21 protein-coding genes are annotated in these 25,489 nt (G+C 72.8%); 10 read left to right on the forward strand and 11 right to left on the reverse strand.

The features are described 5' to 3' along the window. Positions 1–77: 77 nt before the first annotated feature. The gene (locus tag IO36_RS06985) at positions 78–2,138 is read right to left on the reverse strand and encodes a serine/threonine-protein kinase (protein ID WP_037617327.1); all 2,061 of its coding nucleotides are present in this window, start codon (positions 2,136–2,138) and stop codon (positions 78–80) included. Positions 2,139–2,614: 476 nt separating this feature from the next. On the opposite strand from IO36_RS06985, the gene IO36_RS06990 reads away from it, so the two are divergent. After that, positions 2,615–4,924 (forward strand): FUSC family protein, encoded by a 2,310-nt coding sequence (locus IO36_RS06990; RefSeq protein WP_037617330.1) that lies wholly within the window; start codon positions 2,615–2,617, stop codon positions 4,922–4,924. 149 nt (positions 4,925–5,073) lie between these two features. Here IO36_RS06990 and IO36_RS47965 read toward each other — a convergent pair whose 3' ends face one another. The 4 genes from IO36_RS47965 to IO36_RS07010 form a co-directional block, all read right to left on the reverse strand. Beyond that, positions 5,074–5,628 carry a TIGR03086 family metal-binding protein gene (locus IO36_RS47965; RefSeq protein WP_037617332.1) on the reverse strand — a complete coding sequence of 185 codons (555 nt, stop codon included), beginning with the start codon at positions 5,626–5,628 and terminating at the stop codon, positions 5,074–5,076. A 28-nt stretch (positions 5,629–5,656) separates the two neighbouring features. Then, positions 5,657–6,166: an SRPBCC family protein gene (locus tag IO36_RS47970; protein WP_037617334.1), complete on the reverse strand. Its 510-nt coding sequence runs from the start codon at positions 6,164–6,166 to the stop codon at positions 5,657–5,659. After that, complete coding sequence (locus tag IO36_RS07005; RefSeq protein WP_037617336.1) at positions 6,163–6,525, reverse strand: ArsR/SmtB family transcription factor; 363 nt, start codon at positions 6,523–6,525, stop codon at positions 6,163–6,165. The genes IO36_RS47970 and IO36_RS07005 overlap by 4 nt, the downstream gene beginning before the upstream one ends. A gap of 148 nt (positions 6,526–6,673) precedes the next feature. Continuing rightward, the gene (locus tag IO36_RS07010) at positions 6,674–7,183 is read right to left on the reverse strand and encodes a hypothetical protein (RefSeq protein WP_037617340.1); all 510 of its coding nucleotides are present in this window, start codon (positions 7,181–7,183) and stop codon (positions 6,674–6,676) included. A 153-nt stretch (positions 7,184–7,336) separates the two neighbouring features. On the opposite strand from IO36_RS07010, the gene IO36_RS07015 reads away from it, so the two are divergent. Further along, positions 7,337–7,915, forward strand: coding sequence for a hypothetical protein (locus IO36_RS07015; protein WP_037617342.1), 579 nt, complete (start codon positions 7,337–7,339; stop codon positions 7,913–7,915). Between the two features lie 107 nt (positions 7,916–8,022). Beyond that, positions 8,023–8,469, forward strand: a complete 447-nt coding sequence (locus tag IO36_RS07020) for an SRPBCC family protein (RefSeq protein ID WP_037617344.1) — start codon at positions 8,023–8,025, stop codon at positions 8,467–8,469. 85 nt (positions 8,470–8,554) lie between these two features. Here IO36_RS07020 and IO36_RS07025 read toward each other — a convergent pair whose 3' ends face one another. Further along, a complete protein-coding gene (locus IO36_RS07025) occupies positions 8,555–9,796 on the reverse strand; it encodes an AI-2E family transporter (protein ID WP_037617346.1) in 1,242 nt (413 codons plus the stop codon). Positions 9,797–9,976: 180 nt separating this feature from the next. Between IO36_RS07025 and IO36_RS07030 the strand changes: the two genes are divergently transcribed. Next, positions 9,977–12,823, forward strand: a complete 2,847-nt coding sequence (locus IO36_RS07030) for a SpoIIE family protein phosphatase (RefSeq protein WP_051900103.1) — start codon at positions 9,977–9,979, stop codon at positions 12,821–12,823. Positions 12,824–12,945: 122 nt separating this feature from the next. Here IO36_RS07030 and IO36_RS07035 read toward each other — a convergent pair whose 3' ends face one another. Continuing rightward, positions 12,946–13,833 carry a GntR family transcriptional regulator gene (locus IO36_RS07035; protein ID WP_051900105.1) on the reverse strand — a complete coding sequence of 296 codons (888 nt, stop codon included), beginning with the start codon at positions 13,831–13,833 and terminating at the stop codon, positions 12,946–12,948. Between the two features lie 302 nt (positions 13,834–14,135). Here IO36_RS07035 and IO36_RS07040 point away from each other — a divergent pair, with 302 nt between their 5' ends. After that, positions 14,136–15,569, forward strand: coding sequence for a cellulose binding domain-containing protein (locus tag IO36_RS07040; protein WP_037617348.1), 1,434 nt, complete (start codon positions 14,136–14,138; stop codon positions 15,567–15,569). 58 nt (positions 15,570–15,627) lie between these two features. Here IO36_RS07040 and IO36_RS07045 read toward each other — a convergent pair whose 3' ends face one another. The 4 genes from IO36_RS07045 to IO36_RS07060 all read right to left on the reverse strand — a co-directional run bounded on the left by IO36_RS07045 (position 15,628) and on the right by IO36_RS07060 (position 19,791). Then, positions 15,628–16,554: an SGNH/GDSL hydrolase family protein gene (locus tag IO36_RS07045; RefSeq protein WP_051900107.1), complete on the reverse strand. Its 927-nt coding sequence runs from the start codon at positions 16,552–16,554 to the stop codon at positions 15,628–15,630. Positions 16,555–16,781: 227 nt separating this feature from the next. Further along, on the reverse strand, positions 16,782–17,432 hold the full coding sequence (locus IO36_RS07050) for an acetoacetate decarboxylase family protein (protein WP_037617352.1): 651 nt from the start codon (positions 17,430–17,432) through the stop codon (positions 16,782–16,784). Next, the gene (locus IO36_RS07055; protein WP_037617355.1) at positions 17,429–19,141 is read right to left on the reverse strand and encodes a GMC oxidoreductase; all 1,713 of its coding nucleotides are present in this window, start codon (positions 19,139–19,141) and stop codon (positions 17,429–17,431) included. Before IO36_RS07055 ends, IO36_RS07050 begins: the two co-directional genes overlap by 4 nt. Then, complete coding sequence (locus IO36_RS07060) at positions 19,141–19,791, reverse strand: TetR/AcrR family transcriptional regulator (RefSeq protein ID WP_037617356.1); 651 nt, start codon at positions 19,789–19,791, stop codon at positions 19,141–19,143. The genes IO36_RS07055 and IO36_RS07060 overlap by 1 nt, the downstream gene beginning before the upstream one ends. Positions 19,792–20,044: 253 nt before the next feature. Between IO36_RS07060 and IO36_RS07065 the strand changes: the two genes are divergently transcribed. The 5 genes from IO36_RS07065 to IO36_RS07085 all read left to right on the forward strand — a co-directional run bounded on the left by IO36_RS07065 (position 20,045) and on the right by IO36_RS07085 (position 25,437). Then, the gene (locus IO36_RS07065) at positions 20,045–21,382 is read left to right on the forward strand and encodes an NAD(P)-binding domain-containing protein (RefSeq protein WP_037617358.1); all 1,338 of its coding nucleotides are present in this window, start codon (positions 20,045–20,047) and stop codon (positions 21,380–21,382) included. A gap of 215 nt (positions 21,383–21,597) precedes the next feature. Further along, positions 21,598–22,113: a SigE family RNA polymerase sigma factor gene (locus IO36_RS07070; RefSeq protein WP_037617360.1), complete on the forward strand. Its 516-nt coding sequence runs from the start codon at positions 21,598–21,600 to the stop codon at positions 22,111–22,113. An 8-nt stretch (positions 22,114–22,121) separates the two neighbouring features. After that, complete coding sequence (locus tag IO36_RS07075; protein WP_063764832.1) at positions 22,122–22,664, forward strand: hypothetical protein; 543 nt, start codon at positions 22,122–22,124, stop codon at positions 22,662–22,664. Positions 22,665–22,840: 176 nt separating this feature from the next. Then, positions 22,841–24,076 (forward strand): bifunctional glycosyltransferase family 2/GtrA family protein, encoded by a 1,236-nt coding sequence (locus IO36_RS07080; RefSeq protein WP_037617363.1) that lies wholly within the window; start codon positions 22,841–22,843, stop codon positions 24,074–24,076. A gap of 176 nt (positions 24,077–24,252) precedes the next feature. Then, complete coding sequence (locus tag IO36_RS07085) at positions 24,253–25,437, forward strand: hypothetical protein (protein WP_051900230.1); 1,185 nt, start codon at positions 24,253–24,255, stop codon at positions 25,435–25,437. Positions 25,438–25,489 lie beyond the last annotated feature (52 nt).

Genomic DNA, 25,489 nt, shown 5'->3' on the forward strand with positions numbered 1-25,489 from the left:
TCGAGGGTCAACCCAGCCGGGGTCCCGTCCCCGCGGCCGGGTGCGTCACGCTCGAACGCCCCTCGGCCGCGCCCGGGTCACGCCGGGCAGTCGGCCAGGGTTCGGGCCGTTCCCCAACGGATCATCAGATAGCCCGTACCTCCCCATTCCGCGACGGCGTAACGGGAGTAGGGCCAGGTCTCCCCCGCGCCGGCCCGCTGCCGGACCAGGGCCCGGCACGCCTCGCCCGCCGCCATGTCCGCCCAGACCGCGGCCTGCCGCTGGTTCCACATGCCGTAGTCCGACCACACGTACATCGCCGACTCTCCCGGGTCGAAGCCCAGCTTGAGCTCCGCGTTGCCGAGCACGCGGTCCGTGCCGAGCGCCGTGCGCAGGGCGTTGGTCCGCTCGATGATCCTGCGGGTTGCTCGGCCGGCGACGGCGATCTCGCCGCCGTCGGTGCTGGGGACCATGGCGTGCGCGAGACCGCGTTCGTCCGGCGTCCAGGCCGGACGGTCGGCGGACGTGTTGACGGCTCCGTCGTCCGCCGGCGCGCACCGCGCGTCGGCGAGGAAGTCGTCGTCCCACGTGACCTGCGGGTCCCGGCCAGAGGCCTCCTTCACCATGACGAAGGTGCGGTAGGGCAGTTCCGGGTGCAGCCGCACGACGACGTCCCGCAGGGTGCGGCACATCAGGGAGGCGACCTCCGTCTCCGCGTACAGCGTTCCCGGCTCGTCCGCGGTGAGCCGGTACGAGAGGTAGACCTCCCCGCGCGACGGGTGGAACCGCACGGCCTTCGGGGCGAGGTCGATGCCGGAGCCGAGTTCCTGGACGAGGACCCCCTGGTCGTGCAGGACCGCGCGGGCGACGTCGTGCTCGCCCTCGCCGCGTGCCGGCCTGGCCGCGGCCCAGCTGTCCGCACCGGCCGGGGCGACGCTCGCGGCCCGCTTCGGCGTCGCCGACACCGTGGACGTCGTACGCGCGCCCGTACCGGAGGGCTGCGGAAAGTCCGCCGGGGAGGAGGCCGGCGCCGAGACGGAGGCGGCGGCCGAGGGGGCGGGAGCGGCGGAGGCGGGAACGGAGGACGCGTTCGAGGTCCCGTGCCGCCCCGACTCCGGCTTGCCGGGCATCAGGGCCACCACTCCGCCCGCCAGGCCCCCGATGACCGCCGCCGCGACAACGGCCATGCCCGCCCAGGGCCTTCGCCCTCGCCGCACGGGCTTCGGCCAGGCCGGATCGTCGATGGGGGGCATGTCCCAGACCGCCGTGATCATGTCCTCGGCCCGCGTGAACATCGTGTCGGCGCGCATCGCCTGGACGAGCTGTGCGGCGAGGAGTTCGAAGCACTCCTCGGCGGCGTCGGCGGCCGAGGGCCGCTCCCCCGGTTCCTTGGCCAGGGCCCTGGCCACGATCTCACGCAGGGGCCTCGGTACGCCGTCCAGGTCGGGCTGACCCGATGTCACACGGTAGGCGACCGCGTCGGGCGCGCCCGTCCCGAACGGGGATCTGCCGGTGGCCGCGTAGGCCACGAGGGCGCCCCAGGCGAACATGTCGCCCTCGGATCCCGTGGCCCCGGTCCGGTACTGCTCGGGACTGATCCAGCCCGGCGTTCCCGTGGTGGCTCCGGGGCGGGTGACCCGGGTGTCGTCGTCGCCGTGCGCGATGCCGAAGTCCAGGACGCGGGGACCGGAGGGGGTGAGGATGACGTTCTGCGGCTTCACGTCGCGGTGCACGACACCGGCGGCGTGGACGGCCGACAGCGCCTGGGCGGTGGCGGCCGCGAAGGCGTACAGACTGGATCCGGTGACCCGGCCCTGGGCGAGCACCTGCTGCTTCAGGGTCGGACCGGCGACGTACTCGGTGGCCAGCCACGGGTTCGCGGCGTTCGCGTCGGCGGCGAGCAGCGGGATCAGGTACGGGCCGGCGACACGCGAGGACATGTCCACTTCGCGCCTGAAACGGGCCCTGAATTCGGGTTCTTGGGCCTGCGCGGGGTGAATCACCTTCACCGCCACCCGCATTCCGTCGGAGGCGACACCGGCATGGACGGTCCCCATGCCGCCGGCACCGAGACGACCGACGATCCGGTACGGACCTATTCGGGAGGGATCGCCGGCCTGAGCCGGCTGGACTCTTCCGGAGGATCCGGCTTCGCTCACTGATGGTTCCTTCGTGCGGCCTTGAACGGTCGAGCAGGCGGAGATGTGACGGGTGGTCAAGAGCGGGGCCGGGACCCGGCAGGTTGCCGCGGCATGCCTTTTGGGTGACTTCCCGTCCGGATGTTATGCGCTCACCCGCCTCCTGGGTAGAGAAACCCCTGATCAGACGGCACATTCTCACCGGCCGAGCGCCGACACGCAGGCGGATCGCACGGTGGGACCCGCGGGCGACCTGCCGCCACCTGGCACCATTTCGTTCAACTTCCGCACCGTGACTCTCCGTTACGAAAGACCGGAGGGCGGACTCCCGCCCGCCCGGCCGCAGCGGACGGCCGAGGGGACCTGTCGGCGGCGCCCCCGTCCGTCGCGCGGATCCCGGGCCGGCCGGGGCGCTGCCCGTGCCCCCGTCCCGTTCCCGGCCGACAATGGGCGTACGGCGGGGACGGACCCGGGGAGGCGCCGGGGAAGGAACTCCCATGCGGAAGCGGCCCCCCTCCCCCGGTCGCGCGCGGGCCACGCGGCAGGCCGCCCGGGTCACCGCCGCGTCCGCCACCGGCTTCTACACGGCCCTGTACGTCCTGGACCGGCCGGTGGTCGCCGTCTACGCCCTCTTCGCGCCGATCGCGCTCGGCCTCCTCTCCCCGATCCCCGGCGGTGGCCGGGACCGGGCCCGGACCGTCCTGTGCGTGCTGCCGGCGGCGATGGCGCTCACGGCCCTCGGTACGGCGCTCGCGGTGTCCACCGCCCCGGCCGTCGCGGGGATGCTGGTGATCGGCTTCACCCTCTCCTTCGCCTCCGCGTACGGGCCGGCCGCGGCGAGTGCCGTCCCGGGGCTGCTGCTCTTCTACGTGCTGGCCTGCTTCCCGCCGTACGAGCCGGACACCCTGCCGCAGCGGCTCTGCGGTCTGCTCGCCGGTGTCGCCCTGCTGGTCCTTTTCGAGCTGCTGCTCCTGCCCGCCCCACCCGTTCAGCCGTATCGCGCGCGGATCGCCGCCGCCCTGGACCTCACGGCCGCTTCGGCGCTCGCGTTCGCCCAGGGCCACCGCCACGCCCCGGAACGGGCAGGGCGGCTGCGCGAGGCGGGACGGGGGCTGCGGCTGTCGCAGGCGCCACCGGCCTCGCGTCCGACGGGGGCGGGCCGGACCGACCGTGGGCTGGCGCAGGCCGGAGCCGCCACCCGGCGGGTGCTGGACCAGCTTTCCCGGATGGCAGAGCGGCCGGAGTCGGAGACGGCCGCCGATCCTCCGTCCGAGGAGCTGCTGCGGGGCGTCGCGGCGGCCTGCACCGCCACGGCGGCCGCGCTGCGCGGCACCCGCGCCGTGCCGGGGCCCGAGGCCCTGGAGGAGATGGTCGCCGGCTTCGTCGCGGTCCGCGGACGTCCCTCCGGCGGGCTCCACGCGGACACCAAGGCCTCGCGGCGCCTGCTGGAATGCCGCTCCGACCTGCTGGTGACCGCGGTCTCGGCGCTGACCGTCCAGGCTGCGGTGGCCGTGGCGATCGGCGGACGCCGGGACGCGGCGGGGCTGCCGCCCGAGCAGTTCTGGTACGCGAGGCCCTCCACGCCCAAGCTCCTGGCACTGCGTCTGAGCGGCAACCTCACCCTGCGCTCGGTGTTGTTCCAGAACGCGGTGCGCACCGCCCTGGGACTCGGCGCGGCCCGGCTCGTGGCCGGTGTCCTGGGCCTGGAGCACGGCTTCTGGGTGCTGCTCGCCGTGCTGACTCTGGGGCGTACGACGGCGGGGGCGACCTGGTCCACGGTCCGCTCGGCGGCGACCGGAACGCTGGTGGGAGCGCTGGCCGCCGGAGCGCTGATCTTCGAGGCCGGAGGCACCGTCGAGGTGTACGCCGCCGTGCTGGTACCGGCGATGTTCATCGCGTTCTCGGTGGGGCCGATCGCGGGGCCGGCCTGGGCGCAGGGGCTGTTCACCCTGGTCGTCGCCGCTGCGTTCAGCCAGCTCGCCCCGGCCACCTGGCGGCTCGCGGAGACCCGGCTGCTCGACGTCCTGGCGGGCTGCACGATCGGGCTGATCTGCGGGGTGCTGGCCTGGCCGGCCGGGGCCCATGCCGAGGTACGGCGCGGGGTGGCCGACGTGCTGCGCGCGGCGGCGCCCCTGGTGCAGGTCACCGCGTCCGCGGTGGTCCACGCGTCCGGGCAGTCGGAGTGGTCCGGCGCACCCGGCACATCCGCCGCGTCCGGCACATCCGCCGCGTCCGGGGCAGCGGGCACCTCCGGGGCAGCCGGCACCTCCGGGGCAGAGGGCACGTCAGACGGGCCTCGGTCCGGGCGTGGGACGGCCGAGGAGGCGATGCGGCTGACCCGGCACCGGCTCCGCATCGCCGAGGGTGCCTACGCGCAGTACCGGACGGAGGGCGGCCGGGACCCCGTCGACAGCGGACCGGACTGGCATCTGGCGCTCAACTGCGCCTCCCACACGGTGACCGGGTCCCACTGGCTGCCGCGCCAGGCGTACGGCCCGGCGCCGCCCGAAGCGGTCGAGTGGGCGCGGGAGTCGGCCGCGCGCCTGGCCACGGCGATGGACGGCGCGGCGGACTTCCCGCCCGGTGGCGTACGGGCGGCCCCGGTCCCCCTTCCGCACGAGGTGGCGGCCGCCGCCCCCGTGCCCGTGCTGCCCGCGCTGGTCGACATCGACACCTGGCTGCGGACCCTCGCGGCGGAGCTCACGGGGATCGGCGGAAGCGGCCCGGACGAGCCGCCGCCCGAGGCCCAGGACGACGAAAGCCATCCGGCGGCCGCTCGTCAGGCCGGTGCGCGCACGGGCAGGTGACGGGGGGCGCGGGCAGGCCGTCAAGCACGGGAAGGTGAGAGCGCGCGGGCAGGTCGGCAACGCACGGGAGGGTGAGCGTGCAGGGGGCAGACACACGGGTGAGCGTGCCGGGGGGGCCGGCGCACGGCGTGGCCCTCCGGCACGGTTCCTCAGAGCGTGCGCCCGATGAAGCCGAGCAGACGCGTCTGCACGTCGGCGTCCTCCGGCACCTCCACCCGTGGCCCGTACTGCCCGCTCGCGCGCAGCATCTCGTCGAGCGGCAGCATGCCCTGGAGCATCCGGTCGCACCGGGCGGGGTCGAGGCGCTCGTCCTGGCCGGTGGCGCGCGCCAGGTCCCAGGTGTGCATGAAGACGTCGGCGGTGTAGAAGCGGTCGACCGCCTGGTCCAGCGGGAGCTCGCCGATGTGCGGGTTCGACAGCGTCCGGTGGGCCGTGGCGGGGTCGTCGAGGAGGGCCTGCACCCCGTCGCTGTGCACGGTCCAGGCCTTCACGGGGTCGTCGTCCACCGACGGCCCCTTCGGCAGCTCGACCCCGGCGCCCGCTCTGAGGAAGTCGGGGAACCACTCGACCAGGTGACGCACCACGTCCCGGGCCACCCAGCCCTCGACGGGCGCGGGATCGTCCCAGGCCCCGGGGCGCGCTCCGCGCACCCTCTCGGTGAAGCCCCCGGCCACGGTGCGGTGTTCGTCGGCTGCGCTCGTCATGATCTCAAGCCTTCCGTCCGGTCCTTCGTCACGCGCTTTCGCCCGGCCCGTCGCCGAGCAGTTCGTCCAGGCGCTCGTGGCCCTCGCGCACGCCCCTGCTCATCCCGCTTCTGATCATCGCGTCCCGGGCCTCGACGGAGCCCATGAGCGACGTGGTGGTGACCCGGGTCCGGCCGCCGAGGTCCTCGAAGACGGTGGTCTCCAGGCTGACGCCGTCCGGGTGACCGTCGTAGGAGAAGGTCTGCACGATGCGCTCGGCGGGGCGCACTTCGTGGAAGACGCCGCGGAAGCCGTACTCCGTCCCGTCGTCCTCGCTGTGCACATAGCGGTACGAGCCTCCGGTGCGCGCCTCGTAGACGTCGATCCGCATCGTGAGCCGGCGCGGGCCGAGCCACCGGACGACGAGACCCGGGTCGGTGTACGCGCGGAACACCCGCTCCCGAGGGGCGTCGAACTCACGGGTGATGAGGATGGTGGGCAGCTCGGGGTCGGCCTCGATCCGTGTCTCGCGCCGATCGCCGCCGTTCGCGGTGCTCATGAGGCCGCCTCCTTCTCCGCCGGTCCTTCCGCCGGCCCGTCCGCCATCTCCTCGAGGACGGTGTCGAGCCGGCGGAAACGGTCCTCCGCCTCGCGGCGGTAGCGCTCGATCCATCGCGTCATGAGGTCCAGGACCTCCCCCTCGAGATGGCAGGGCCGACGCTGGGCGTCCCTGCTGCGGCTGACCAGGCCGGCGTCCTCCAGCACCCTGATGTGCTTGGACACGGCCTGCACCGTCACGTCGTAGGGCGCGGCCAGTTCGTTGACCGTGGCGTCCCCCGTGGCCAGCCGGGCCACGATGTCGCGCCGGGTCGGGTCGGCCAGGGCCGAGAACACCCGGGAGAGCCGGTCGTCGGACACCTCGCGCCTCCACCTCCTCAACCGGAAGGTTAATCAACCACTCGGTTGAACAACCGTACGCCTGCCCCCACGCCGTAGTCAACCGGCCGGTTGAACAACGAGGACAGCAGGGACACGGGGTGAGATGTCACGGCGGTCGGGTCGGCGCTCAGTGCTTCCCCGGCGCCGGTTCCACCACCACGAACTCGGCCGGACCGACCGTGAGGACGCCGTCGGTCAGCGGGCGGCAGCGCACACCGCCGCCGTCGCGCAACGCCCGGCGCGAGCCGGGGCCGAGCGTGGCGTCCATCCATCCGCAGGGACGGGCCGCGCTGCGCACGGCGAGGACCACGGGTCCGGTGCCGCAGTCCAGGGAGACCGTCGCCCCGACGAAGGCGTCGATGTCCACGCCCCGCAGCAGAACGTTGCGCCGGGTCTCCCGGAGGCCGGCTTCCCCGGCCGGCCCCCGCGGGAGGCGCTCGGCGGCCATGACGGTGATCGACGCGTTGCGATGGGCCGGACGGTTGAAGTAGCGGTCGCCGACGAGGCCGAGCCCGGCGCGCACCCGGGCGGTCGTCACCAGGTCGGTGCCGGGCAGCGGGGGCACCCCGTCACCCGGCCGGCCCTCGAACCGGTGCACGCCCGAGACCAGCAGCTGGAGGACTTCCACACGTGCCATCCCACCGAGCGTAGAGGGCGCTCCCGCGAACGGTCGGCGGCGGTGTGCGCCGGGGCCCCGAAGGGGTCGTCCGCCGGGGATCCCGCTGACACTGGGGCACCCCGCGTGACAGGGTCGGCGTGATCGAAGACGGCGGCGGTACAGGGGGCTCGGGTGGACGCACGGACGTGGGACGCACTGGTCGGCTCGATGAAAGGCACCTACGCGAAGGGGGTGCGCGAGGGCGCGGTGCCCCGGCCGGTCATCATGCCGCTGGTGCGGGGAGAGCTGGTCGGACTGATCTGGGTCCGCCCGACCGCGCCCGGGGCCGACGCGCTCACGGGCATCGCCGCGCTGTCGAACATCGCCGCCGCGGCCCAGGCGGACGAGGTGGTCCTGGCCTGGGAGACCCAGGAGGTCGCCGGCGCCTGCGAGCTGCCCGTCGTCGGCCCCTCCCCGTGCCTGAACATGGTCCGGGCCACCCCGGAGGGCCATGTGCTGCACCGGTTCCCCTACAGCGCGCCGCCCTTGTCGGCCGGCCCCGAGGGTCCTGACGGGTCCGCGGCCGACCTCGACTGGGACGAGGTCCCCGCCCCGCAGCCGGGCGGCGATCTCCCGCCGCCGGTCGGGGCCGCCGTCGAGTACGCCTTCACTCCATTGGAGCTGGACCATCCCAACCCCTTCGGCGTCACCGTCGTCCTGATGGAGGAGGACGGCTACACCGTGCGCCTGACGGATTCCTTCGAACGCTGAGGTGCCCGTGCGACGCGCCGGCGAGCCCCTCGCCCCCTAGGCTGAACGGGCGCGGTACCCGCGCACCCCCTCAGCGGGCGGTCCGTGATCGCAGCACAGGAGGAACCGTGTCCGGTCAGTTCGAGGCGACAACCGAGATCAACCGGCCCATCGAGGAGGTCTTCGCCTTCCTCGCCGCCGGTACGAACGACCCCAAGTTCAGCCCCAGGGTGCAGTCGATCGCGAAGACCCCGGAGGGCCCGACGGGCGTGGGCACGGTGTTCACCAGCACGGTCAAGGACGCCGGGATGAAGACGGGCCGGAAGTTCCGGATCACCGAGTTCGAGCCGTCCCGGCGGATCCGCTGGGCGGAGGTCTCCAAGAACGCCGTCATGGCCAAGGAAGGCGGCTACGACCTGGAGTCCACCGGGCCCGGGACGACCCGCGTACGGATCTTCAACGTCCTGGAGGGCCATGGCATCGGCAAGCTCCTGGTGGGCCTCGCGCTGAGCGCGGCCCGCAAGGACGCGGACGCCTTCGGCGCGCGGATCAAGGCGGCCGTGGAGGCCTCCTGAGCGACCGTGAGGGCGATGCCGCCCGAGATGCCATGAGGGCGATGGCGCCTGCGGGCCACAGGGCCATGGGGGACCGTGCCCCCGCTCAGGGCGGCGCGGTCTTCCCTCCCGGTGAGCGTCCCGAGGGCTCGGGCTCGGGGCCTGCCCGGAGTTCGGTGATCACCGACCAGGCGACCGACACCATCGGTACCGCCACGACGGCACCGGTCACCCCCGCCAGGATGCTGCCGGCGATGACGGAGACGGCCACGACCACGGGGTGCAGCCGGACGGCCCAGCTCAGCACGAGCGGGTGCAGGACGTGCCCCTCCAGCTGGCCGATGACGACGATCAGCGCGAGCACGATGAGCGCGACGACGGGCCCCTTGGTGGCGAGCGCGACGACGGTGGCCACACCGAGCGCGACGGGCGAGCCCACCAGGGGGATGAACGCGGCGAAGAACTCCAGCAGGGTGAGCGGCAGGGCCAGCGGGACACCGAGCACGTAGAGGGCGATGCCGACGAGGATGGCGTTGGTGGCCGCGACGATGATGATGCCGCGCGTGTACCCGGCGAAGGTCCGCCAGGCCGCGCGCCCGCCGCGGTCCCAGGGGTCCCGCACACCCTCGGGCAGCAGTTCCTGGAACCAGCGCCAGAACCTGTCCCCGGAGCGGATGAAGAACAGCGAGCAGAACAACGCGAGCACCAGGCCGGTGATGAACTCCACCGCACGGCCGGCACCGCTGAGGGCGCTGCTGATCAGTTCGGAACGGTGTCCGGAGACGAAATCGGCCACCTTGCCCTGGAAGTCCGACAGCACGGCGTGGCTCAGATGGAACGGCGAGCCCTCCAGCCATCGTTCGATCCGCCCGAGGCCACCGGCGAACTCGTGGCCCAGCTTCCCCGACTCGCCCGCCACGACTCCGCCGACCAGTGCCATCACACCCAGCACCAGCAGGATGCTCCCGAGGATGCTCAGGATCACCGCCGGGGTCCTCGGCATGCGCCGTGCCAGCAGATCGGCGAGCGGACGCAGGACCGCGGTGACGACGAGCGCGAGGAACAGGGCCACGGCGACGAGTTGCAGCCGCCCCAGGAGGCCGAACACCGCGTACGCGACGATGCCGACGACGAGGACCCGCCACGCGTAGGCCGCGGCGACGACGAGTCCGTGGCCGACCGGGGTCCGCAGGTCCTCGGTGCCGTGGCGCGCGTCGGCGCGGGCCCGGGCGACCGACCGGGCCCCACGAGAGGAGCGGTTGCCCCTGGCACGGCCCGCTCGGCGCCCGGCGCCTGCCGAGCCGGGTTCGCCCGGCCGCGGGCGAGGACGACGCGATCCGGCGTTCACCTGTGTGCCACCGCCCTCCCGTCGTCGCGTCCGTCCCGCCGCACGGGCGTCCTGGCCAGGTTGGTGTCGCTCACCGCACCCCGCAACCGGGGAAACCCGCGTTCCCCGACCGGGGCGAGGGCACCATCGGCACATTTTTCCTTTCATGTCATTTACGGCATTCGCCCCTATATTGGGTCTGTGATCAGGCGGCTGGACCTACTCGACACCGCTGACGACGGCATCACGGAAAGCGAGGTCTTCCGGCTCGCCCTACAGCACTCCATCGCGGAGCTGGGCTGCGTCGGCGGGGCCGTCTACCTGCGGGGCCCCATGTCGGCCCTGCGTCTGGTGTCCTCCACCGGACTGCCGTCGTCGGCCACCCGCGCCTGGGAGATCGTCGACCAGGACGGGCCCACGGCGACCGCGCGCGCCGTGCGCTCCGGCGAGCGCGTGTGGGTGGCCGCGCTCCCCTCCGACGTGGACGAACCGACCGCACCCCTGCTGTCGCGGTCCGGCTGGTTCTCCGTGCCCCTGATGTACGAGGGCCGCGCCATCGGGGCCATCACCTGTCTGACCGGTGACAACCAGGAGCCGACGGCCGAACAGTGGACGTTCCTGACGGCGGTGGCCGGTTGGACGACGAACCGGCTGAAGAAGATGCCGGCGCCTGCGCGGCTGGGCACCGACCTCGACGCCACCCCGGTCGGATCCTGGGCGTGGGACGTGCGGACCGGTGAGCTGACGTGGGACCGCACGGCCATGAGGGTCTACCAGACCGAGCCGCGGGAGTTCGCTCCCGCGGTCGAGACCTGGATGAAGGTGGTGCACCCGGACGATCTCGCGAGCACCCTGGCCGCCGTCGAACGCACCATCCGTACACAGGCGCCGTTCGAGGCCGAGTACCGGGTGCGGCGCAGCGACGGCGGCTACACGTGGACCCGCGCGTCCGGTCATGTCGAGCTCGACGACGCGGGCCAGGTCGCGCGCATCGTCGGCAGGGGCTGGGCGAGCGACGCGGCGCGCTCCACCCGTGACGCGCTCAGCCGGGCCCTGCGGCACATGAGTGACGCCTTCCTGTCCGTGGACGAGGACTGGCGGATCACCTTCGCCAATCTGGAGGCGGAGCGGGTTCTCGGCTCGGCCGGCGAGATGCTGTTCGGCCGGAACCTGTGGGACCTGCCGGCCCTGCGCCAGGTGCCGGACCTGGAGGAGAAGTGCCGCGGCGGCGCGGCCCGGTCGACGGCCGCGGGCTTCGACATCACGCTGGCCGACACCGGACGCTGCTACGACCTGCGGATCGTGCCCGTCCCCGGCGGGCTCACGGTGTACTTCACCGATGTCACCGACCGCCGCCACCGTGAGGCCGAGCAGGCGGCGGCCGTCCGCGCCACCGCCGAGCGGGCGAGCCGGACGGCGGAGCTGACCACCCAGCTCGCGGCGGCCACCACGTCCGAGGACGTGGTGGCGGCGGTCGCCCAGCGCGTCCTTCCCCTGTTCGACGCCCAGGGCCTGCTCGTCCTCGTCATGGAGGAGGAGAAGCTGGTGCACATCGGGTCCGTCGGCTATCCGAGCTCCTTCCTGGAACTGATGCACGGAGCGCGCGGCATGGAGGTGGCGGACTCCGGCCCCCTCGGGGACGCGGTCCTGACCGGCGAACCCCGCTTCCACTCGTCGCGTGAGGAATGGGCCGCGGCCTTCCCCGACACCGGCAGCCGTCCTCCGACCGACAAGGAGGCGTGGGCGTTCCTCCCGCTGACGGCCTCCGGTCACACCTTCGGCGTGTGCGTCATCGCCTTCGACACGGCGCGGCGTCTGACGTCCGAGGAACGCACGCTCCTCATCACCATCAGCGCCCTGGTCGCGCACGCGCTGGAGCGGGCCCGGCTCTACGAGGCCGAGCTCACCCGTTCCGAGGAACTCCAGCAGGCGCTGCTCCCGCGGGAGCTCCCGGCCGTGCCCGAGGCGACCGCGGCGGCCCGGTACGTACCGGCCGGGCAGACCGCGGACGTGGGCGGGGACTGGTACGACCTGATCCCGCTGTCGGCGGGTCAGGTGGCCCTGGTCGTCGGGGACGTGATGGGCCACGGGCTGTCGGAGGCGGCGACCATGGGGCGTCTGCGCACCGCGCTGCACACGCTGGCCGCCCTGGAACTGCCGCCCGACGAGATCATGGGCCACCTCAACGACATCGTGAGCGGCCTCGGTGAACACTCGTACGCGACCTGTCTGTTCGCGCTCTACGACTCCACCGACGGGTCCTGCACCATGGTGCGGGCGGGGCATCCGCCGCCGCTCGTCGTCCGGCCGGACGGCACCGCCGGCTTCCCGGAGGTCGCGGTCAACCCGCCGCTGGGCGCGGCGTTCCCCCCGTTCGAGACGACGCGGCTGGAGCTGTCGGCGGAGAGCCTGCTCGTCCTGTTCACCGACGGGCTCGTGACGTCACCGCAACGGGAGATCGACCAGGGCATGGGCCTGCTCGCCGGTCTGCTGGCCGACCGGGCGGGAAGCCCCGACCTGGGGGAGCTGTGCGACTCCGTGACGGCGGGGCTGCTGCCCGACGGCGCCACCACCGACGACGCGGCCCTGCTGATCGCTCGCGTGCACCATGTGGCCGATCGCCAGGTGGCCTCCTGGGCGCTGCCGGAGGGTCCGGAGGCGGCGGGCGAGGCGCGTCGCCACGTACGGGAGCAGTTGGCCCAGTGGCACCTCGAGGACCTGGTCATGACGACGGAGCTGCTGGCCAGCGAGCTGGTCGGCAATGTCATCCGGCACGCCAACGGCCCCATCGGACTGAGGCTCCTGTGCAGCGGGACGCTCGTGTGCGAGGTGTCCGACGCGAGTCTGACGATGCCCCGCATCCGGCGGGCCACGGACACCGACGAGGGAGGCCGGGGCCTCCAGCTCATCAACGCCCTGTGCGAGCGCTGGGGCAGCCGCTACACCCCGGAGGGCAAGGCGATCTGGACCGAGCAGGCGCTGCCGGGGACGGCGGAGCAGGAGGAGGCCGGGGACGGGCCTGCCGGATCCCCCGTCCCGCCGTCCTGAGCCGGCGTCTTCAGCCACTGTTCCGAGCCGGCGTGTTCAGCCATCGTCCTGAGCCGGGGCCCTGATCCGGCACCCTGATCCGGCGTCGTCCTGAGCCGGGCCGGCACCTCGCGCCCGCGCCCTCACGCCACGGGTGCGCCCCCGCCGGCTCCGCCGCCCTGTCCGAACAGGCCGTCGGCCACCACGCCCCGGGTGGAGAAGGTGACCGGCTCGCCCGGCAGGAAGTCCCCCGGCGGGATCCCGGGATGGTGGCCGTCGTGGGGTGAGGAGTGCCCGGAGCGGGGGCCGAGGGCCAGCCGGGAGACGATGCGGTAGCGGTCTCCGCGGTAGATCGAGTGGACGTACTCCACCGGCCGGCCCGAGGCGTCCGAGGTGAGCCGTTCGAACAGCAGGGCCGGGGACAGTTCCGGCACGTCGAGCAGGCCGGCCTCGTCACGGGTCAGGACGGTGGGCTCGATCGACTGGACCGCCTCGGCGACCTCGATGCCGTGCCGTTCGCCGAGGTGCTCGTACAGGTCGCCGTTCTCCAGTTCGTCACTGGTCAGGTCGGGCACGAGTATCGCGGGGACGTGGAGGTACTCGATGGCCATGGGCGAGCCGTCGACGAGGCGGAGCCGTGCCACGTACCGGATGGCGGCCGCGGGAGAGATGCGCAGCCTGCGGCCCACCCTGGCGCCCGCGGGGACCGTGCTGAACTCCAGGAGTCTGCTGGTCCAGGTGCCCGCGGCCTGGGGCAGGCTGAAGTTCCTCCGGTCGGGGACGAGTTCCTGGGTGATCTTCTCGGCGGCCACGAACATGCCCCGTCCGTGCTCCCGCACCAGCAGTCCGGCGACGACGAGTTGGTCGACCGCGGCCCTCAGGGTGGGCCGGGAGACGCCGAGTTGGGCGCAGAGCGTGCGCTCGGAGGGGATGGCGTCGCCGGGGCGGCGCTCCTCGATGAGCTCCAGGATCGTGTCTCTGACCCTTTCCCGCTTGAGTACCGCGCGGGAGGCGGCGGGATCGATCTCCATGCGGGATCCTCGCTCGTCGTCGGTTCCGGCCAACTGGTACGGCCTCCGACCTTAACTGGTCTGCTGGTCAAAGGGATTGCATCCCGGATGCTTGCCCGCGCCAGGTGGCCCACCCCTCCCCCTCCACCCAACTTCCTTTGAGTACAGGAGGGTTGACGAGCGCATTGGTCTATGCCACTTTCAGGCGACGCCAACTGGTAAACCCGTTTGCCAACTGGTCAAGCATGGCATGTCTCCCCGTGTTCCTGAGCACCCCCACCTCCCACGGCCCGCCCGGCGGGAGCCCACCGAAAGGAACCAGCATGAGCAAGCGCCCCCTCTCCGGCCGCCGCCGCGTGGCCCTCGCCCTGTCCGCGCTGCTGGGCGGCACCGCCCTGGTCGCCGTCCCGATGTCCGTCCCCGCCGCGGCGGCCGGAGGCCTCGCCGTCCAGTACCGCACGAGCGCGAGCGGGGCCACCGCCGACCAGAGCGAGCCCTGGTTCAAGGTGCGCAACACGGGCTCCGCGTCGGTGCAGTTGAGCCAGGTGAGGATCCGCTACTACTTCAAGGCGGACTCCGCGAGCGCCACGTACCGCTTCGCCTGTTCCTGGGCCGTCAAGGGCTGCGCGAACGTCACCGGCACGTTCGGCACTCTCGCCCACCCCACCGCGACGGCGGACCGGTACCTGGAGATCGGCTTCACCTCCGGGGCAGGCACGCTGGCACCGGGCGCCGACACCGGCGACATGCAACTGCGCTTCTACCAGTCCAGCTGGCAGCCGCTGAACCAGGCGGACGACTACTCGTTCGGCGGGACCCAGACCTCGTACGCGGACTGGAACAAGGTCACCGCGCAGCTCGCCGGAGCCACCGTGTGGGGCACGGCGCCCGCCGGTAACGACCCCACGGACCCGACTGACCCCACCGACCCGACGGACCCGCCCGGCGGCGGCCAGGCCCTGTTCGACGACTTCTCGTACACGTCGTCCAGCGACCCGGCGATCTCCGCGCACGGCTGGAACGTCCGCTCCAACTCCGGCGGCCCGGGTGTCCCCGGCGCGACCTGGGACCCGTCCAAGGTCACCTTCCCGACCGTGTCCGGCAACAAGGTGATGAACCTGGAGACCTCGACCGCGGGCACCGGCGAGTCCACCCGGCAGACCGAGGTCCTCACCAAGAGCATGAAGTTCAAGAACGGCACCTACGCGGCCCGGGTGAAGTTCTCCGACGCCCCGAAGTCCGGCCCGGACGGCGACCACCTGGTCCAGACGTTCTTCACCATCAACGACCTCACGGCCCCGATGGCCGACGACTACGCCGAGTACGACTTCGAGTACCTGCCCAACGGCGGCTGGGGCGAGACCGGCAACATCCTGTACACGACCTCCTGGGAGACGTACAACCCCGACCCCTGGCAGGCGGTCAACCAGCACACCGAGTCGCGCCAGAGCTACGCCGGCTGGCACGACCTGGTGCTCACCATCGACAGCAGCAGCATCAAGTACTACATCGACGGGCAGCTGTTCGGCACCCATGACGCCCAGTACCTGCCCGAGCGGCCGATGTCGATCAACTTCAACCAGTGGCTGATCGACCTCGCCGGCCAGACCTCGACCACGGCCCGCGCGTACGACGAGCAGGTCGACTACGTCCTGCACGTCAAGGACCAGGTCCTCACCCCGGCCCAGGTGACCGCCAAGGTGACCGCCTACCGCGGAGCCGGAACGGCGTTCGTGGACGAGGTCCCATCCTCCTGACCCGGCCGCCGCGCACGGGGCCCGTCCCGGCCATGGCCGGGACGGGCCCCGCAACGGGTCAGTGGTGGTGGCCCGAACCCCGGTTCAGTTCGGCCAGGACCGCCTGGGCCATGGCCTGCTGGCCCAGGGCGTTGGGGTGTGCGGGGGCCGCGGGGGAGGTCGGGCGCAGCGGCTCGATCCAGCGGTCGGCGGGCGCCTTGCACATGTCGTGGCCCACGGTCGGCCGGTACGTGTCCACGTACTCGGCCCGGTTCAGGAAGGCGACCGTGCGGAGCATCAGGTTGAGCTTCTTGCCGGTGTCACGCAGATAGGGGAAGTCCTTCGCGGCGAACGGCACCGTCGGGTAGCAGCCGCTGCCGTCGTCGGGCAGCAGGTCGGGGTAGCCGACGACGACCACGCGGGCGTGCGGGGCCCGTGCGTGGATCTCGCGCAGCACCCGGGCGACCTTGGGAGCCGTCTGAAGGATGTTCACGGTGAGCTGGTCGTACCCGGCCGCGTTGTAGTACTGCTGGCAGGGGTTGCCCGCGAGGTCCTTGGAACTGAGCCCGGCGCAGGTGGAGATGATCGGGCCGAAGCCCATGTCGTTGCCGCCGATCTGCAGGGTCACCAGGTCGGTGTCCCGCTTCACCGCGTTCAGCTGGGGTCCGTTGGTCCCCTGCGCCTTCCACATCTCGTCGGTCTTCGCGCCGGAGCAGCTGACGTCCGTGAACGAGGCGACCTTGCGGGCGGCTGCGGTGATCGAGGGGTAGTTGTGGTCGGAGCGCGCGCAGTTCGCGTCGACCTGCTGGGGGATCAGGGGCCCGGACGTGTACGAGTCGCCCAGGGCGACATAGTCCACGCCGTGCTTCCCGTGCCCCTCGCCCGCCTCGGCGGGGGCCGCCGCAGCGACGCCCGCGACCAGCGCGCAGCTGCTCAGCGCGGCCCCCAGCGCCATCCCGCCCCGTCGCCTCGAAGCGGTGTTCTCCGGACGCGTGTGATCGTTCATCGTGCCCTCCCCTGGTGCCATGACAGCCTGCTGAACGGGTACCGGTTGCCCGCGGGCGCACGTCATCGCGGCGCCGCGGAGGACCGGACGGCTCCTGCCCGGCAGACCCAACCCGGTCTGTATACCGGCCGGTAGGCCGCCGGAACAGGGTTTGATCGCCCTCCACTTGTCCAACTCTCATCCATCCGGGCACAGCGCCCGGTGTGGAGCGTCCTCGCGCCGCCCGGCTACGTCGTCGGGGCCGGCCTCTCGGCAGGCACGGGCGCAGCGTCGCCGAACCGGAGGGTGAAGTCCTCCAGGGTCAGGCTGAGCAGCGGAGTGCGTCGGCTCAACTCCCCCAGCGGACTGCTCTGTTGGGCGATCCAGCGGGCCCGCGCGAACCGCACGGCGGAGCGCGAGCGGACGGCGCTGGTCTTCAGCGCGCCGTCGAGCGTCTGGACGACCCGGTAGGTGAGGGGCCAGCGGCCCGGTATCCGGCGGCCGGGGTCGAAGGCCGCGGTGGCCAGGACGTCCCGCTCCGTGGCGGCTCCGGCCCGTACCCCGGCGGTGCGGTCGATGTCGAACTCGGCCATCTCCTTGGGGATGCCCCACAGTTCGCGGCCGCCGGCCCGGGAGGCGGCGCTGTCCACCCAGATGTCGGTGATGCAGACCCGCGGGCGGCGTCCGTCCCGTACCAGCACGGCCCGGAGCAGTTCGTTGTAGTGCAGGACGCTGTCGTTCTCGTAGACGACCCAGGCGGCGCCGACGAGGCCGCGCCCGGCGACGGTGAGCGGCCGGGTGCCGTCCGCGGCCGGGGGCAGTTCGCGCCGCGGCACGAGCCACAGCGACAGGTACATCTGGCCTGCCAGGTGCCAGGGTTCCTCGGGGTAGCTCGTCACGGAGTGTCCTTTCCGGTGGGGGGTGCGAGCCGCAGGGCTGCGGGTGCGCCGGCGGGCACGGCGGGGTGCCTGGGGGGTACCGGCGGTACGGGGCGGTAGGCCTCGCCGGGTGCGGGGCGGGGGTCCTCCTCCCCGTGGTTGGGCCACAGGGCGACGGCCCGTTCGGCGAGGGCGGTGATGGTGAGGGAGGGGTTCACGCCGAGGTTGGCCGAGATGGTGGAGCCGTCGATGACATGCAGCCCGGGATGCCCGTGCAGCCGGTGGTAGGGGTCGACCACGCCGGTCTCGGGGTCCTCGCCGACGGTGCAGCCGCCGATGAGGTGTCCGGTGGTGGGGATGTCGAACAGGTCGGCCCAGGTGCCGCAGGGCTGGCCGCCGCTGCGCTCGGCCGCCCGGCGGGCCGCCCGGTGTCCGGCGGGTATCCAGGCCGGGTTGGGGGTGCCCTCGCCGGGGCGGCTGGTCAGCCGCCTGCGTCCGGTGAGGGTGCGGCGGAGGTAGGTCGTCACGGAGTTGTCGAGGGACTGCATGACCAGCAGGACGACGGTCTGCTGGGACCAGCGGCGCGGATTGTGCAGGCTCGGCAGGCCGCGCAGGTTGCGGGCCATCGCCACCAGTCCGGTGAACAGCCGGGAGCGGCCGGACACGGGGTCGACGAGCATGGCGCCCAGGAGCCCGAGCAGATTGCTTCCGCGGCCGTAGCGGACGGCCTCGACGTGGGTGTTGTCGTCGAGGTGCACGGAGGAGGTGATGGCGACCCCCCGGCTGTAGTCGGTGGCCCTGTCCCGGGAGCGGACGCCGAGGATGGCCTCGGAGTTGGTGCGGGTCAGCCGGCCCAGGCGTGGCGACACCGAAGGCAGGGAACCGCGCTCCCGGAGCCGGTGCAGCAGTTTCTGAGTGCCGAGCGAGCCCGCGGCGAAGACGACGTGCCGGGCGGTCAGCGTCCTGGTGCGGCGCATGGGGCCGGCGCCGGTGCGGACCGAGGTGACGGCCCAGCCGTCGCCGTCCCGGATGACGTCGGTGACCGTGCGCAGGGCCAGCACCTCGGCGCCGGCGCGTTCGGCCAGGCCGAGGTAGTTCTTGGGCAGGGTGTTCTTCGCGTTGTGCCGGCAGCCCGTCATGCAGGCCCCGCAGTGCAGACAGGCGTCGCGGTCCGGTCCGGCGCCGCCGAAGTAGGGGTCGGCGACGCGGGTCCCGGGTTCGGTGCCGGGCGGCCCGAAGTGCACGCCGACCGGCACGGCCTTGAAGGTGTCCGCGCAGCCGAGGTCCTCCGCGGTGTCCCGCAGAAGCCGGTCGGCGTCGGTGAGCAGGGGGTTGGGGGTGACGCCGAGCATACGGCGGGCCTGCGCGTAGTAGGGGGCGAGTTCGCCGCGCCAGTCGGTGATGCGGGCCCAGGGCGAGCCCTGGTAGAAGGCCTCGGGCGGCTCGTAGAGCGTGTTGGCGTAGCCGAGGGAGCCGCCGCCGACGCCCGCGCCGGTGAGGACGAGGACGTCGCCGAGCAGGGTCATGCGCAGGATGCCCGTACAGCCGAGGCGGGGGGCGAACAGATAGTCCCGCACGTGCCAGGAGGTCCGGGGGAAGTCGGCGTCGGCGAAGCGGCGGCCGGCCTCCAGGATCCCCACGCGGTACCCCTTCTCCGTGAGGCGCAGCGCGGTGACGCTGCCGCCGAATCCGGAGCCGATGACGAGCACGTCGTAGTCGGGAGTGTCCATCAGCGGTCCTTCGGTACGAAGTCGGCGAGGACCGGGCCGATCAGCCGGGCCATGTTCGCCCGGCGCACCTCCGGGTGGTCGCCCGCGAGGCGTACCGGGCCCTCGAGGCCGGGGGTGTGGGCCGCGAGCGCGAAGTGCGGCAGCAGGATGAGCAGCAGGGACACCAGCGCGTCGACGTCGGCACCCTTGCGCAGGTCGCCGGTGTCCACCGCCCGCTGGACCAGGGGGCGCAGTCCGGCGAGGTAGGTGTCCTGGACCGGAGCGCGTACGGCGTTGCGGACGGCCGGGTCGAGTTCCATGTTGGTGGCGGCGGTGACCCCGCGCTCCAGGGGATGGCTCGCGAAGTAGTCGAGCCACGCCTCCAGCGCGTCGGTGAGGTAGCGGGAGAACTCCGTGCTGCCGTCGTACCCGTCGAGCCAGGGCCGCATGGCCGCGTGGACGCGCAGGGACGTCTGCTCGGCCACGTAGGCGAACAGGTCGAGCTTGCCCTCGAAGTACTGGAACAGTGATCCCTTGGCGACGCCGGCCTCGCGGGCGATGACGTTGAGGCTTCCGGTGGAGTAGCCGTGGGTGCCGAACTCGTCCATCGCGGCGACCAGGACCCGTTCGCGCCGCACCGGTGACAGGCGGGTCCAGGTGGAAGTGGGCATGCGTGTCTCCTGCGGATGACCGGGCGGTCATGTGACCGCCCGGTCATGGTCGGTGCCGTGTACATGCCCTGTCAACGAGTCCGGCAGGAACGGGCCGAGGAGAACGGGCGGCCGGGACTTCGCAGTTGTTACCTTGCCTCTCCGAACTCCCGCTCATGTCGCGGTCATTGACAGGACGGCCGACGGCCCGGAGCCTGTGACCACCCGGTCATGTGACCGGGTGGTCACAGTCGTCGACACGGAAAGGCGTCGCATGGAGAGGGTGTGTGTCATCGGGGCGGGCTCGTCCGGAATCGCCGCCTGCCAGGTGCTGGCGGAACGCGGGATCGCCTACGACTGCTACGAGACCGGATCGCAGGTGGGCGGCAACTGGCGCTACCTGAACGACAACGGGATGTCGTCCGCCTACCGCTCGCTGCACATCAACACCTCACGCCAGATCATGGAGTACGCGAGCTTCCCCATGCCGCGGGACTGCCCCGTCTACCCCGGCCACGCCCACATCGCCCGGTACTTCGACAGCTTCGTGGACCACTTCGGGCTCCGGCCGTCGATCGCCTTCCGCACCGAGGTGGTGAGCGTCGAGCCCGGCCCCGGCGGACGGTGGAGCGTCACGACCCGGCACCTGGACTCGGGCGAGAGCGCGGAACACGTCTACGACGCCGTGCTGGTCGCCAACGGCCACCACTGGAAGCCGCGTTGGCCCCGGCCGGCGCTTCCGGGCGCGGATGAGTTCTCCGGCACGCAGACGCACGCGCACGACTACAGGACACCGGACCCCTTCGCCGACAAGCGGGTCCTGGTCCTCGGCATCGGCAACTCGGCCTGTGACATCGCGGTGGAGACCTCCCGGGTGTCCCGGCGCACGGTCCTCGCGATGCGCCGCGGCGCGCACATCCTGCCCAAGTACCTGTTCGGTGTACCCACCGACCATCTGACCGGGTCCTGGCTGGCCAGGGCTCCCCTGGCCGTGCAGGAACTGGGCCTGCGGCTGCTGCTGCGGCTCAGCCGGGGCCGGCTGGAGGACTACGGGCTGCCCAGGCCACGGCACCGCGTCCTGGGAGCCCATCCCACCATCTCCGACGACCTGCTCTCACGCCTCGGCCACGGCGACCTCACGGTGCGGCCCGCGCCCGTACGCCTGGAGGGCGACCGGGTGACGTTCGAGGACGGGAGCACGGAGGAGATCGACGCGATCGTCTACTGCACGGGCTACGACATCGCGTTCCCGTTCCTCAAGGACGAGGTGATCGACCCGTCGGACAACGACATCGAGCTATACCAGCGGGTCGTCGCACCGGACCGCCCCGGCCTGTACTTCATCGGCCTCGTCCAGCCGCTCGGCGCGATCATGCCGCTCGCGGAGGCCCAGGCGCACTGGGTCGCGGACCTCCTCCAGGGCCGCTGCGCACTGCCGACTCCGGAACGCATGCGCGAGGAGACCAGGACCTACCGCGCGAACCTGACCCGCCGCTACGTCGCCTCCACCCGCCACACCATCCAGGTGGACGCGCAGCCCTACCTCCGGGAACTGAAGAGGGAACGCCGCAACGGCGCAGCCCGGGCCCGGCGGGGGGCCACGGGCCAGTAGGGATCCCCGCACCGGGCCGGGCCGTCCCGCCCACCCCCGCACCCGCGCCGCGCCTTCGTCGACCCGCCCACCCTCGCGCCCGCCCGCGTCTCCGCCCGGCCCGCGCGTCCCGTACGACTTCGCGTGACCCAGATCACGCCGCTCGCCTGCATAGTGAGGCGCCCGCCAGCGTCTTTCTCCAGGTGTACGAGCCGGCAAGTGCGGGGACGGTGCGGATGGGACAGGCAAGAGCCGAGGGGACGGGCGGGTTCGACGAGTTCGTCGCTGCCCGCTGGTCGGCGCTGTTCCATCTCGCGCGTCTGCTCTGCGCGGGCGACCGGCACCGCGCGGAGGATCTGCTCCAGGAGGCCCTGGTCAAACTGTGGTTCGCCTGGCCGAAGGTGGCCGACGAGGCACCCGAGGCGTACGTCAGGAAGATCATGGCCCGTGCGGCCGCCCGCTCCGCACGGCGGCGGTGGTGGGGCGAACGGCCCGTCGAGGCGCTGCCGGACCTCCCCCACACCGGCGACGAGTCCGCGGCCGTGGTGGAGCGGTCGCGCCTGGAGTCGGCGCTCGCCCAACTGCCGCCCCGGCAGCGGGCGGCCGTCGTGCTGCGCTACTACCAGGACCTGCCCGAGAAGCAGGTCGCCGAGGTCCTGGGCTGCCCGCTGGGCACCGCCCGTTCCCACGCGTCACGCGGTGTGGCGCGGCTGCGCCAGATCCTGGCGGATGTCATCGAGCCGGTGGGGTGAAGGGAAGAATGGACCGATTCGAGCGGGAGTTGGCGCGGATGATGCGCGACTCCCAGGAGTACACCCCCTTCGAGCCCGCCCAGCAGAACAGCCTCCGGGCCGGAGTACGGGTCCGCCGCCGGGTCCGCGCGGCACAGAAGGCCGCGACCTGCGTCCTGGCCGCCGCCGGGATCAGCCTCGGCCTGTTCCTGCTGCCGCACGCCCCGGACCGGGACCGGCCCCTGGGCCCCGTACCGCGGCCCTCCGTCACCCCCACCTCCCCCGACGCCACCCTGTCGCCGACCCCGTCGTCGAGCGGGAGCCCGACCGAGTCGGCCACCGGCACCGCCACGGCCGAGAACACCGACGGCACGTCCGGTCCGCCCGAGACGCCCACCACGACGGGGAGCTCGACGTCGGGCGCCTCCGACACCGAGGGCCCGGGGACGGCCACGACCAGCGCACCGGCCACCGAACCGGCCACGCCGAGCAACACCCCGACGTCGTCACCGCCGCCGTCCGGCCTCGACGGCCTCGAACCCACTTCCTCGGCCGGGGCCAGCACCGGATAGCACCCGGCACCCGCCCCGCTCCAGACCCAGATCCAGACCCAGTTCGAGCTCCAGCTCCAGACCCGGCCGGGCCGTCACCCCGGCCCCCACAGCACGTACACACCCACCCTGTCGGCGCGGCTCGGCCGAGAGCTCCTCCGCCACACCCCACGACAGGGAACAGAACAGGACAGACCATGACGAAGACCTTGCTGCCCGCCCGGCTCCCGCTGCCGGCGGACCACACGGAACCCGTGCTCGACGTCGTCGTCCCCGTGTTCAACGAGGAGACGGACCTGGAGCCGAGCGTGCGCCGTCTCCACGCCCACCTGCGCGCCACGTTCCCGTACCCGTTCCGCATCACCGTCGCCGACAACGCGAGCACCGACGCCACCCCCCGGATCGCCGCCCGGCTGGCCGCCGACCTGCCCGAGGCGACATGGATCCGCCTGGACGAGAAGGGCCGCGGGCGGGCCCTGCGCACCGCCTGGTCGGGCTCGAACGCACCGGTGCTCGCGTATCTGGACGTCGACCTGTCCACCGAACTGAACGCGCTGCTGCCCCTGGTCGCCCCGCTGATATCCGGGCACTCCGACATCGCGATCGGCACCCGGCTGGCCCGCGGCTCCCGGGTGACCCGCGGGCCCCGGCGGGAGATCATCTCCCGCTGCTACAACGTCCTGCTGAGGTCCGCCCTCGCCGTCGGCTTCTCCGACGCGCAGTGCGGCTTCAAGGCCATCCGCCGCGAGGTCGCGGAACAGCTCCTGCCCCTGGTGGAGGACTCCGGCTGGTTCTTCGACACCGAACTGCTGGTCATCGCCGAACGCGCCGGGCTGCGGATCCACGAAGTGCCGGTCGACTGGGTGGACGACCCCGACAGCCGGGTCGACCTGGTCTCCACCGCCGTCGCCGACCTGCGGGGCATCGCCAGGATCGGCCGCGCGCTGGCCCGCGGCACCCTGCCCACGGCACGGCTCGGGCGCTCCTGCGAGGACGCGCCACCGGTGTCCCTGACGGCCCAGCTGCTGCGGTTCGGCGCCGTGGGCGCCCTCAGCACGATCGCGTACGTACTCCTCTACGCGGCCCTGCGGCCGGTGACGGGCCCTCAGGCCGCCAACCTGTGGGCGCTGTCGGTGTGCGCCGTCGCCAACACGGCCGCCAACCGGCGGCTCACCTTCGGACTGCGCGGCCGCGGCGACGCGCTGCGCCACCAGGCCAAGGGACTCGCCGTCTTCGGCCTCGGCCTCGCGCTCACAAGCGGGGCCCTGGCCGCGCTGCACCACGGGACACGGGCGCCCGGGCGCCCCACCGAGATCACGGTCCTCGTCGCCGCCAACCTGACGGCGACCGTGCTGCGCTTCCTGCTCCTGCGCCGCTGGGTGTTCACGCCCGCGACCGCCCGGCGCGACGACACGGACGGCGGAGCACGATGAACAACTCCACCCTCGCCACCGCCACGGCCCGGCAGGACGACCGGCCACGAACCGGCGTCCGCTGGCCCACGGTCGTCCCCACCGACGGCCCCGTCCCGGCCGGCGACCTCTCCCTCCGGCGCCGCGTCCGCCGGGCCGCACGCAGGCACGCCCCGGTCCTCGCCCTCTACGGCTCGATGAAACTCGTCGGCTTCTGCGTCTTCATGTATCTGCTGGACTCGTCGGGCGACTTCCGCCACAAGAACCCCCGTTTCGGGGGCGGCGCGCACGTCTGGGACGTCCTGGCCACCTGGGACGGCTGGTGGTACCAGCAGATCGCCGCGCACGGCTACCACCCCGCCCTCGTACCGGTCCACGGCGCCACCGGTCTGATCACCCTCGAGGGCAACTCCGCCGCGTTCTTCCCGCTGTACCCGGCGCTGATGCGCCTGGTCTCCTCGTGCACCGGGCTCGGTCTCCTCGGCGCGGGACTGGCGGTCTCCGTCGTCGCCTCGTTCGTGGCCGCCGTAGGCATCTTCGCCGTGACCGCCCGCATCAGCGGCCGGCGCGCCGGACTGGCCGCCGCCGGGCTGTGGGCCGTGTGGCCCGGCTCCGGTGTCGAGTGGGCCGGCTACTCGGAGTCGCTCTACATCGCCCTGGCCGTCTGGGCCTGCCACGCCGTCATGCGCCGGCGCTGGCTCACCGCGGGTCTGCTGACCTGCGCGGCCGGGCTCACCCGGCCGACGGCCACCGCGCTGATCGCGGCCCTCGCCCTCGCCGCCCTCGCGGAACTCGTCCGGCAACGGCGTACGCCGCACCTCCTCCACGAGAACCCCCCTGTCCCGCACCGCACTTGGCGCCGCGACGCGGTCCTGCGTCCGATCGCCGCCGTGCTGATCGCCCCCCTCGGACTGGCCGGCTACCTCGGCTGGGTCGGGTACCGCATGGGCGACTACGGGGGCTACTTCACCCTGCAGGACAAGGCCTGGGCCCACTCGTTCGACTGGGGCCGGCACACCGTCAAGGTCTTCACGTCCCTGATGGTCGGCCACTACGACTACCTCTACGCCTACCCGCACGAGGACGTCATCGGCGCGGCCACCGTCCTGCTGGCGCTGATGATCCTGCCCCTGCTGTTCCGGCTGCGCCCGCCCCTCGTCCTGACCGTCAGCACCCTGCTGACCATGGCACTGGTCCTGGGCAGCCAGCAGATCTTCGGCAACGTGTCCCGCTATCTGCTCCCGGCCTTCCCGCTCCTGATCCCCTGCGCGACGGCCATGCGCAGGCTCACCACACCGGTGCTGTGCGCGGTCCTCACGGTCGCGGCCCTCGCCTCCGGGTCCTACGCCGGGTACGTCCTGTTCGAGGTGGGCATCCCGTGACGGGACGCGCCCCGCGACCGGTCACCGGCGCGGGGCGCGTTCCGTCAGGGGG

Origin of the sequence: Streptomyces aureus (assembly GCF_000725495.1) — a bacterium.
Lineage (GTDB): Bacteria > Actinomycetota > Actinomycetes > Streptomycetales > Streptomycetaceae > Streptomyces > Streptomyces aureus_B.